This window comes from Daejeonella sp. (assembly GCF_049655485.1).
Classification (GTDB): domain Bacteria; phylum Bacteroidota; class Bacteroidia; order Sphingobacteriales; family Sphingobacteriaceae; genus Daejeonella.
Map to the genome: position 1 here is coordinate 1 of NZ_JBASJU010000343.1, position 11097 is coordinate 11097.

Annotated in this window: 10 protein-coding genes; 9 read left to right on the top strand and 1 reads right to left on the bottom strand. The window is 39.6% G+C overall.

All coding sequences use genetic code 11. From position 1 onward, the window contains the following. Positions 1–77 precede the first annotated feature (77 nt). The 9 genes from WBJ10_RS13965 to WBJ10_RS14005 all read left to right on the top strand — a co-directional run bounded on the left by WBJ10_RS13965 (position 78) and on the right by WBJ10_RS14005 (position 9416). Positions 78–497: a hypothetical protein gene (locus WBJ10_RS13965; protein ID WP_424291329.1), complete on the top strand. Its 420-nt coding sequence runs from the start codon at positions 78–80 to the stop codon at positions 495–497. Positions 498–503: 6 nt separating this feature from the next. Further along, complete coding sequence (gene idi / locus WBJ10_RS13970) at positions 504–1040, top strand: isopentenyl-diphosphate Delta-isomerase (RefSeq protein ID WP_424291331.1); 537 nt, start codon at positions 504–506, stop codon at positions 1038–1040. A gap of 4 nt (positions 1041–1044) precedes the next feature. Further along, positions 1045–1500, top strand: coding sequence for an SRPBCC family protein (locus tag WBJ10_RS13975; protein ID WP_424291333.1), 456 nt, complete (start codon positions 1045–1047; stop codon positions 1498–1500). 6 nt (positions 1501–1506) lie between these two features. Then, the gene (locus WBJ10_RS13980; protein ID WP_424291335.1) at positions 1507–2430 is read left to right on the top strand and encodes a TIGR01777 family oxidoreductase; all 924 of its coding nucleotides are present in this window, start codon (positions 1507–1509) and stop codon (positions 2428–2430) included. 5 nt (positions 2431–2435) lie between these two features. Then, entirely contained in the window at positions 2436–3740 is a 1305-nt protein-coding gene (locus WBJ10_RS13985; RefSeq protein ID WP_424291337.1) for a cryptochrome/photolyase family protein, read from the top strand. A gap of 231 nt (positions 3741–3971) precedes the next feature. Beyond that, on the top strand, positions 3972–6566 hold the full coding sequence (gyrA, locus tag WBJ10_RS13990) for a DNA gyrase subunit A (protein WP_424291339.1): 2595 nt from the start codon (positions 3972–3974) through the stop codon (positions 6564–6566). Positions 6567–6573: 7 nt separating this feature from the next. Next, entirely contained in the window at positions 6574–7680 is a 1107-nt protein-coding gene (locus WBJ10_RS13995; RefSeq protein WP_424291341.1) for a tetratricopeptide repeat protein, read from the top strand. Between the two features lie 5 nt (positions 7681–7685). Then, positions 7686–8861 (top strand): tetratricopeptide repeat protein, encoded by a 1176-nt coding sequence (locus tag WBJ10_RS14000; protein WP_424291343.1) that lies wholly within the window; start codon positions 7686–7688, stop codon positions 8859–8861. 354 nt (positions 8862–9215) lie between these two features. Beyond that, positions 9216–9416, top strand: coding sequence for a cold-shock protein (locus WBJ10_RS14005; RefSeq protein WP_079701265.1), 201 nt, complete (start codon positions 9216–9218; stop codon positions 9414–9416). Between the two features lie 100 nt (positions 9417–9516). On the opposite strand, the gene WBJ10_RS14010 is transcribed toward WBJ10_RS14005, so the two are convergent. Further along, a complete protein-coding gene (locus WBJ10_RS14010; protein WP_424291346.1) occupies positions 9517–10863 on the bottom strand; it encodes a PhoH family protein in 1347 nt (448 codons plus the stop codon). Positions 10864–11097 lie beyond the last annotated feature (234 nt).

Consider the following 11097-nt stretch of genomic DNA (forward strand, 5'->3'; position numbering starts at 1 on the left):
TGTCTGGTACAAAATAAAATGAAATGGGTATGAGGGTGATAACATGTTTATTAATACTATTTGCTAACTTAACTTCGGTGGCAAGTGAGCCAAATATCAAATCAATACGGCTTAAGTTCCACAACTCGACTTCTTCGGAAGAGGTATGCAAAGACCTGATTAAGCAATTGGAACCTTACAATGAAAGGAATAGTCCCTTGCTTTTGGGATATAAGGGTGGCGCAACCATGATCATGGCTAAGCATTCCTTTAATCCTTTCAGCAAAATGTCTTACTTCAAGAATGGCAAAACGATACTGGAAAAAGCCATACAGGCAGACAACAATAATGTCGAGTTGCGCTTTTTAAGGTATACCATCCAAACAAACGTTCCTTCGTTTCTGGGCTATAGCAGTCAGATCGAGAGGGACCAATCGTTTTTGAGACAATCCGTGTCAGGGCTTAAGGATGCAGAACTGAAGAAGATAATTACATCCTATCTAAAGCAACAGGCATAGACGCTGATGAATGACCTTATGGAAAATGCGGAAGATTTGGTTATCCTGGTCGACGAAAGTGATCTTGAAGTAGGATTACTGGAAAAAATGTCTGCTCACGAAGAAGGCCTTTTACACCGTGCTTTCTCCGTTTTCATATTCAACTCAAATGGCGGTCTGCTTTTGCAGCGCAGGGCTTTGGATAAGTATCACTCGCCGGGTTTATGGAGCAATACCTGCTGCAGCCATCCCCGGAAGGGCGAAACAACTTTAGCAGCCTGTTCCAGAAGGTTGGGCGAGGAGATGGGTTTAAAATGCAATCTGGATTTTGCTTTCAGTTTTATTTACCGGGCGGAGTTTGGAAATGGGCTCATTGAGCATGAATTTGATCATGTTTACTTTGGCAAGACAGATGAACTGCCCGAAATAAATCCAGATGAGGTGATGGATTGGAAATATATTTCGATGAAAGAGCTGCAACAGGAAGTCTTACTACATCCGGAAAACTACACCGAATGGTTGAAGATTTGCCTTCCCAGGGTTATAGAACATTTAGTCAATTAAAATAATGATACATAATTATACAAGTGAACAGTTTCTTAAAACTGATATCGCTTCCGCGTGGGATTTCTTTTCCTCGGCGAAGAATCTTGCCCGTATTACCCCTCCGGAAATGGCTTTTAAAATTCATACCCAATTGGACGGTAAAGAGGTCTACGAAGGGATGATCATAGATTATACTGTCAGCCCGCTTTTGGGTATCCCCTTGAAATGGCAGACGGAGATTTGTCGGGTTGAGAAGCCCCATTTCTTTACCGACAGGCAAGTGAAAGGTCCGTACTCTCTTTGGGAACACACTCATAAATTTACTGAACAGGATAATGGGATATTAATGCACGACGAGGTAAAGTATCAGTTACCTTTTGGATTTATTGGTGATATAGCGCATAACTTTATAGTCAGGGAAAAGATCAAAAAGATCTTTAAATTTCGTGAAGAGATTTTGAACCGCCTATTCAATTAATAAGATATGGACCAAGCTGATCAAAAGAAAAATATACTTATTACCGGAGCTACGGGACTTATTGGAAGCAGAATTGTTAGAAATCTTCAGCTGAGAGGGCACGTCATTAAAATCCTGACACGCGATCCTGCACGTGTTAAAAATGCAGAGGCTTTCCGCTGGGATATCGACAGCGGGCAAATTGACCGGAATTGTCTGGAAGGTGTTGATACCATAATACATTTGGCAGGAGCTGGGATAGCGGATAAAAGGTGGACGAAAAAGCGAAAAGAAGAAATTATCGATAGCAGGGTTAAGTCGAGCAGGCTGCTTTTTAAAGCAATAGAAGAAACAGGGGCTAAGATCGAGACCATTATTTCGGCTTCCGGAGCTGGTTACTACGGCAATAGGGGTGATGAGGTCCTGACAGAGGAAAGCAATAACGGTACAGGCTTTTTAGCGCAATGCTGTAAACAATGGGAAGATGCCATAGACGAAGGCAGTAAATTTTGTAAGCGAATTATTAAGCTTAGGATAGGAATTGTATTAACGCGACATGGGGGAGCACTCGTTGAATTGGAGAAGCCCGTCAATTTCTTCGCTGGTGCGGCCCTCGGTAGCGGCAAGCAATGGATCCCCTGGATTCATCTATACGATATGATTGCGATTTTCGAAAAGGTTGTGGAGGATCCTTCTTACAATGGTGTATACAATACATCAAGCCCATTCCCGGTAACTAATTCTGAATTCACCCGTGCTATGGCTAAAAAGCTATTCAGACCTGTATGGCCTTTAAACGTTTCGGAATTCGTTTTGAAATCTCTACTCGGCGAAATGAGCGAAGTGGTATTGATTAGCGACCGGATTTCTGCTCAAAAACTGTTAAATGCAGGTTTCCAGTTCCGCTACCCGGCACTGAATAGTGCCCTTACCGAAATCTACTCCCAGTAGGGTTTATGAAACAGGATGTAAGTATCTGTTGGTTCAGGCGCGATTTACGCTTTGATGACAACACCGCTCTGTATCACGCCCTGCAGTCTCCATACCCGGTACTTCCCGTATTTATTTTCGACCCGGAAATACTGGATAAGCTGCCCGATAAAAGTGATAAAAGGGTATCCTTTATTCACCAGACACTTGAGGAACTCAATGCACGTTGCCACCAAAATCAGTCAACGTTTCAAGTTCTCTTTGCGGATGTAGAAAATGCGTTCAGACAGTTGGTTAATGATTATCATGTCAAGGAAATCTTTCTAAACCATGACTATGAGCCTTATGCGATCAAGCGAGACCTTAAAATAAAAAACCTGGCAGAAAGCTTCGACATCAAATTCAATACTTTTAAAGACCAGGTTATTTTTGAGAAGACAGAAGTTGTTAAAGCTGATTGTTCACCTTATACGGTCTTTACTCCTTATTCAAAGAAATGGAAAGAGCTGTTTAATAAGAGTTCCATTCAAAAACTTCCAAGTGAGAATTATCTTGCCAATTTGTTCAAGATAAAAAAACGAGACATCCCTTCGCTAAACGATTTAGGCTTCCAATATTGTGAACCTGAAATCATGCCCTTGAATATTGGTCAGGAAATTATATCCTCTTACCACCAAAACCGGAATCTTCCTTCTGTAGATGGAACAAGCCAGGTCAGCCCACATCTCCGTTTTGGAACACTGAGCATCCGGTATCTTGTGGAAATTGCTTTAAAATGGAATGAAACCTGGCTGAACGAGTTGATATGGCGGGAATTTTTCATGATGATCCTTTACCATTTCCCTCATGTAGTGAATCAAAGTTTCAAAAGTAAATACGATAACATCCCCTGGAGGAATAATGAAGCGGAGTTCGAATCGTGGTGCCGGGGTGAAACCGGATATCCAATCGTTGATGCCGGTATGCGTCAATTAAACCAAACCGGCTGGATGCACAACCGTGTCCGGATGATCGTAGCGGGCTTTCTCACGAAACATCTTTTGATAGACTGGCGTTGGGGCGAAGCCTATTTTGCGCAAAAACTGCTTGATTATGACCTCTCTTCAAACAACGGTAATTGGCAATGGGCCGCAGGAAGTGGCTGTGATTCAGCACCATATTTCAGGATATTTAATCCTGCATCGCAAACTCAAAAGTTTGATCCTAAGCTGATCTACATAAAAACCTGGGTAAAGGATTTTAATAAATACCATCTGCGGCCTATTGTGGATCACGATTTCGCAAGAAAAAGGGCACTGGAAGTCTACAAAAAAGGATTGAATGAGGTATAATAGCCTTATTTCTTACTTCATAAATACCTCTTGCTCAATTAATCAAAATCATTTAGGACCATCGATTTTTTTCTCCCGAAAACCAAATGGGGGGACCTGATTATTTTTCCAATCCGCCCATAAAAACGATGAATTTTGCTAACTTCGCAAGGCTGAAAAAGCGAAGGATTAGCAATGCTTACCAGAGCCTTCGAATAATTTGAAAGACATTAATTCAGAATTCAATAAAACATGGCTGAAGATACAGAAAACGATAATTTAGCACCCCAAAACGATAGAATAATTCCGATCAATATTGAGGAGGAAATGAAATCTGCTTACATCGATTATTCGATGTCGGTAATTGTTTCCCGCGCACTGCCTGATGTCCGCGACGGACTTAAGCCGGTGCACCGCAGGGTCCTTTACGGGATGCTGGATCTTGGTGTTACAAGCAGTAAGGCGCACAAAAAGTCTGCACGTATTGTCGGAGATGTTTTAGGTAAATATCATCCTCACGGAGATTCCTCTGTTTATTTTGCGATGGTTCGTATGGCGCAGGAGTGGAGCTTACGTTATCCAATGGTCGACGGACAAGGAAACTTTGGATCTGTCGATGGTGATTCACCAGCGGCTATGCGTTATACTGAAGCGCGTTTAAAGAAAATTGCGGAAGAAATGCTGGCCGATATCAACAAAGATACGGTTGATTTCCAGCTAAACTTCGATGATACTCTTGAAGAGCCGACAGTACTTCCATCCCGCATTCCAAACCTTCTTGTAAATGGTGCATCAGGTATTGCAGTAGGTATGGCAACTAATATGCCTCCTCATAATTTGACGGAAGTTGTTAATGCTACCATTTCATACATTGAGAATAACGAGGTTACCATTGCTGAACTCATGCAGCATGTGAAAGCCCCGGATTTTCCAACTGGGGGTATAATTTACGGCTACTCTGGAGTTCAGGAAGCCTTTGAAACAGGCCGCGGCAGGATTGTTATGCGCGCCAAAGCCGAAATTGAAGTCTATAAGGGTGACCGTGAACGCATTATCGTGAACGAGATTCCTTATCAGGTGAATAAAGCTAACATGATTGAGCAAACTGCCGGTCTTGTTAACGATAAGAAAATTGAAGGTATCAGCGAGATCAGAGATGAGTCTGACAGAGACGGTATGCGAATCGTTTACGAAATTAAACGCGATGCCAATGCTTCTATAGTTCTCAATAATCTTTTCAAGTATACTGCATTGCAGACTTCCTTTAGTGTAAACAACATCGCGCTTGTAAATGGGCGGCCTATGATGTTGAACCTAAAAGATCTTATCCGTCATTTTGTTGACCACCGTCACGAAGTAGTGATCCGAAGAACTAAATTTGATTTGGCTGAGGCGGAAAAACGTGCCCATATCCTCGAAGGCTTATTAATTGCACTTGATCACCTCGATGAGGTTATTAAGTTGATTCGCGCTTCAAATAGCCCGGACGATGCAAGAGTTGGTTTGATGGAAAGCTTTAGCCTTTCTGATATCCAGGCGAGAGCTATTCTCGATATGACTCTTCGCCGCCTAACAGGACTTGAAAGAGATAAGATTAAAGAGGAATACGCGGAACTGATGAAGACTATCGAGTATTTGAATCTTATACTGGCTGATGAGGCTTTACGAATGAAAATTATTACCGATGAACTCATTGATATCAGAGAGAGATTCGGAGATGAACGTCGCACTTCCATTACACATTCCGCAGACGATATGCGGATGGAGGATTTCATCGTTGATGAAGAAGTAGTAATAACTATCTCTCATGAAGGATACATAAAGCGTACTCCGTTAACAGAGTACCGCAAACAGGGGAGAGGTGGCAAAGGTTCGATGGGTTCGCAGTCGCGGGATAAGGATTTCATTGAGCATATCCTGATTGCAACCAATCATAACTATATGCTGTTTTTTACAGAAACAGGTAAATGTTTCTGGTTAAGAGTTTTTGAAATTCCAGAAGGAACCAGGACAAGTAAGGGGCGTGCAATACAAAACGTGATTAACATCCCTAAAGAGGAAAATATAAAGGCCTATATTAAAGTTGTAAATCTGAAAGACCAGGATTACCTGGAGAACAACTTTATCATTATGTGTACCAAGAAAGGAACCATTAAAAAAACTTCTCTTGAAGCATATTCACGTCCTCGTGCAAATGGTATCAATGCGATAAATATCAACGAAGGAGACCAGTTATTGGAAGCTTGCATGACTACCGGTGAAAGCGAAATTGTAATGGCGCTTCGTTCAGGAAGAGCAATTAGATTTAACGAATCTACAGTTCGCCCAATGGGAAGAACCGCTACGGGAGTTCGTGGTATAACATTGGCTCACGACAAAGATGAGGTTGTCGGCATGATCAGTATTAATAACCCGGAAGTTACGGTACTCGTTGTTTCCGAAAATGGATACGGAAAACGTACTGATATCGACGATTATCGCGTTACTAATCGAGGTGGTAAAGGTGTGAAAACCATTAATGTCACTGAAAAGACTGGTGAACTTGTTGCGATTAAGGATGTTACCGATAATGATGATTTAATGATCATCAACAAATCAGGTATCGTTATTAGAATTGGGTTAAGTGATCTTCGTGTAATGGGTCGTGCCACACAGGGGGTACGTCTGATTACCTTTAAAGGCGATGATTCGATAGCGTCAATTACTAAAGTTGAGCACGAAGAAGATAGCGATGAAAATTTAGAGAATCCTGAAGAAGAATCAGAGGGATCTGGAGATGAAACAAAATCAGAAACTTCATCTGATACAGACACTTCAGACAAGCCAGTGGATCCGGAAACTGAATAAAATACCAATGAAGGGAAAAACTTTATTTCTTTTCTCTATAATGCTGCTGTTCATTACATCCTTACAAGCTCAGACCGTGCTTACAAAGGATGCGATGAACAGTTTTGCAAAATATTCTGCTTCAAAAGATATAAAGGATCTCGAAACTGCACGAAAACTTATCGATGAGGCCTATAAAACGGCGTCGGACTCAACTGCTTTTAAGAACAATTTAATTCGCAGCCTAGTGTACGCCACGCTCGCCCGCGTTGACTCAAATGTGAAGTTGAAATATGCAAAGGATCCTATAGAAGAAGCCCTGCACTCTCTTTCCAGGGTGAGCAACTCAAAGTCTGCTTCGGATGCTGAAGTGGAAATTGCGTATATAAACAGCCAGCTAAAACATACCTATTTATTCAGAGGGAATAAATATTTTAAAGAACGTCGATTCGATGAAGCGTTGAAGTATTTCACCATACTCGACACCCTGGTTCCCAACAATAATTCTATATGGCACAATCTGGCATTGCTCAATCAGGAGTTGGGACACTATGAGCTTTCTGCTAATTTCTATGAAAAGCTAATCAACCAAAAGCCCAAGCCAGAGTATTTCCTTGTCCTGGCCAATCTGTATGAGACCAGGGGAGATGAAGAACGCGCTTTAAAAACACTTACAGATGGGAGTGAGGCGTTCCCCCAAACCCGCGATTTGGTATTTAAACTGATTAATATTCTGGGAAATCGTAACGATTTCGATGAATTAGCTAAATTTACTGAAAGGGGCCTGAAATTGGATGAGTTCAATATCAATTTAAACTATCTTGCTGGATTCTCTAATGAGATGATTGGTGATAATTTAAAAGCAGAGGAATACTATAAGGCTGTTTTAAATATAAATCCTAATAATTATGAAGGAAATTTTGCGTTAGGTTTACTTTATCTTAATATGTATTTAAAAGACCAAACTAAAAGTAGCATGATGTATCTTTCAAAATATTATTTATCGAAAGCAAACGAAATCGACCCAAATGAGTTAAAGTCATTAACATCCTTATCTATCTTATATAAGCATACTGACGATAAAGAAGAATTAAAACGAATTAACAACAGAATCAATCAACTCAAATTAAATTAAATAACATGAAAATTAAATCTTTCATTTTAGCAGCTGTTTTTACAGCTTCTTCTGTGCTGGTATATGCACAGAAAGGCGAAGTGGCAAATGCTAAAAAAAATTACGACAGTTTTATCAGTTTGAAGGAAGCTAACTCAATGGCTCTTGCAATGCCAAGTCTCAAGACTGCCAAAGCTTCAGTCGACAAGGCTGTTTTAAATGATAAAACCGCTTCCGATCCAACGGCCTGGACTTATAAAGCGTTAATCTATGCTGAAATGGCTCTAATGGACAGCGTTTTAACAACTTCGAAACCCCTTATGGTAGAATCTCAGTCTGCTTTTAAAAAAGCCGCTGAATTGGATAAAGATGGAGCAAATAAAGCCAACCTGGAGCACCTTACAAGTGCTTTGTACAGCCAGTATGAATTAAATCAAGGTGTTAGAGCTTACCAAAGCAGTAATTTTGCCGACGCTTATACGTCGTTCACAAATGCATTATCTTATCGTCCTGGTGATACAACAATTACCTATTATGCTGGTCTTTCAGCCATCAACTCAAAAAATTATGATGCTGGAATAAAGAACTATGAGGAGTTGATCAAAACTAATTACTCCGTCAACAATCAGATTTATCTGGATCTTTCTCGTTTGTATTCGATGAAAGGGGATACAGCAAGAGCTATAAGTATTGCCGGAGAAGGTGCACTTAAATACAACGATGCAGCTTTAGCTACACAGGAAATTGAATTAAGTTTAATGTCTGGGAAACAGAAGGAAGTAATTTCAAAGATTGCAGAACAGGCACAAAAAGATCCAAAAAATAAACTTTATCCGTATTATTTAGGTATTGCTTATAGCACCATAGGCGATGCAGCTAAGGCAGAAGAGTCATATTTAAAAGCTATTGCAATTGACCCTTCATATGCCGATGCTAATATTAATATCGGTGGCGTTATGCTCAACAAAGGTATTGCTCTTTACAATGAAGCAAATAAACTTCCTCCAACTCAACAAAAGGAATATGATGCTGCTATGAAAAAGGCTTCGGCAGAGTTCGATAAAGCATTTCCTTACCTTCAGAAAGCTTCAGAACTAGACCCGAAATCAAAGATTGCTTTAGAGAATTTAAAAACTTATTATCTGGTTAAAAAGGATAATGCGAAAGTTGAAGAACTAAGCAAGAAGATTGAGGCCTTGTAATATCAATATGCTCAAAATAAAAGCCCGGACAACCATCCGGGCTTTTTACGTTTATAGGAGGGACAAGAGTTGCGATGGAACACATCTATTTAACATAATATTAATTATAAACCCAGAATGTATTCTTTTTAATAAGAGATGTATTTCATTACATTAGTAATTATATTGTGTTTGTAAAGTTCAAATATCAAATCTTCCTGTTACTTTCTGATTTACATTGAAAGGAAACTTTCTTTGTTATATAAAACCAGGTTCAAATTTTAATTCCCTGCAATCGTCAAACTAAATAATAAAAGTTTAGAATACTGACGTTTTTCCTTACCTTTGTTCTTATTATATTAATAAAATAACACAATGCAAAAAGAAGGTACAGTAAAGTTTTTTAATGAAACTAAAGGATTCGGGTTCATCGTGCCCGCAGAGTCAGGTGAAGAGGATGTATTTGTCCACTCATCAGGTTTAATTGATCAAATTCGTGAAAACGATAAGGTTCAATACGAAGTTGAGCGTGGCAAAAAAGGCCTTAACGCTGTTAATGTGAAAGTTGTTTACTAAATCAACATATATCATTTGACAAAAAAGCCCCTGAGCGATCAGGGGCTTTTTTTTATGTATCAATTTCGGAAGATCCTCACCGGTAGAATTGGATGCCAAGCTAAAGTAGATCATTGGCTAAATTTGCGAGTTCACTTCTTTCACCTTTCTGTAAGGTTATATGGGCGTACAGAGGATGGTTCTTGGCTTTGTCAATCAAATACGATAAACCGTTACTCTCTGCATCAAGGTATGGTGTATCGATCTGGTAAATATCCCCCGTGAAAACAATTTTTGTGTCTTCGCCTGCTCTGGATATAATTGTTTTAATTTCATGGGGCGTCAGGTTTTGCGCTTCATCAACAATGAAAAAGATCTTGGTTAATGTACGACCCCGGATAAACGCCAAAGGGGCTATAGTTATTTTTTCGGTGAGTACCAATTCATCCAATTTTGCTTGCGCTTTTTCATCTTCACTAAACTGATCCTTGATAAATTTGAGATTATCCCATATTGGTGCCATATAAGGGTCTATTTTCGATTTAATATCTCCCGGCAAAAAGCCAATGTCCTTATTGCTTAAAGGCACTATAGGCCTGGTGACAAATATCTGTCTATAATTCTTACGCTGTTCCAGTGCACTTGCTAATGCCAGGAGTGTTTTACCGGTGCCGGCATTTCCCTGGATAGTAACCAGTTTTATTTCTGGATTCATCAAAGCATGAATTGCGAAGGCTTGTTCAGGGTTTTTGGGTTCAATCTTATAAACTGATTGAGCCGGAATATATTCAAGCTGAAATTTTTTAGGATTATAATATGCAGAAGCTGTTTTATTTTTACTGTTTAGCGTGAAAAAATGATTTTCGTGTATGACACTAATGCCAGTCTTTTCTATTGGCAGAAATTTGTTCGTAATTAGCTGTTCTATTACTTTATTGGTAAGCTTATCGATTACAGTTTTACCCGTGTATAGTTCCTCTACGTTTTTAACCTTTCCCGTTTCATAATCCTCCGCATATAGATTAAGAGCTTTTGCTTTTAATCTTAAACAAATATCTTTAGAAACCAGGACTATTTTCTTCAGTGGATGTTGCTCTTGCAGGCTAAGCGCTGCATTTAAAATCCGATGATCAAATTTTCCTTCTCCAAAAATCTTTTCAGCGTCATTTTGGATAGGTGTGTCGTCCATCACTACTTTGAATCTGCCTCTCCCCTTCCCTTTCAACGGCATCCATTCATTAAGCAATATATTTTTAGAGATATTATCCATCAAACGGATAAAACTCCGGGCTTCGTAATTCCTGGTATCGTTGCCAGCTTTAAAATTATCTAATTCTTCCAGTACCTGGATGGGAATTGCGACATCGTGTTCTTGAAAGTTTTGAAATGCATCATGTTCATATAAAATGACGGAAGTATCCAGAACGAATATTTTTGATGCGGCGCCCATAACATTATCTTTTCCCATTTAATCAAAAATAAGAAAATGAGTGAAGGTTTAAGCGCTGTCGGAAATAGTTTAAAAGAAAAACGGAAATCTTACTCTTTCGATTGGGATTCCCGTTTTAACTTTTTCGCAACCGTGGTTACTAAAAGTATTAACTCGTCTTTACTTTGGTTGGTTCGTCCCCGAAGGAATTTTCAAACCTCTGGTATCCGTTGACCCTTACTTTATCATCACAACCATTCCATAGAATGTCTG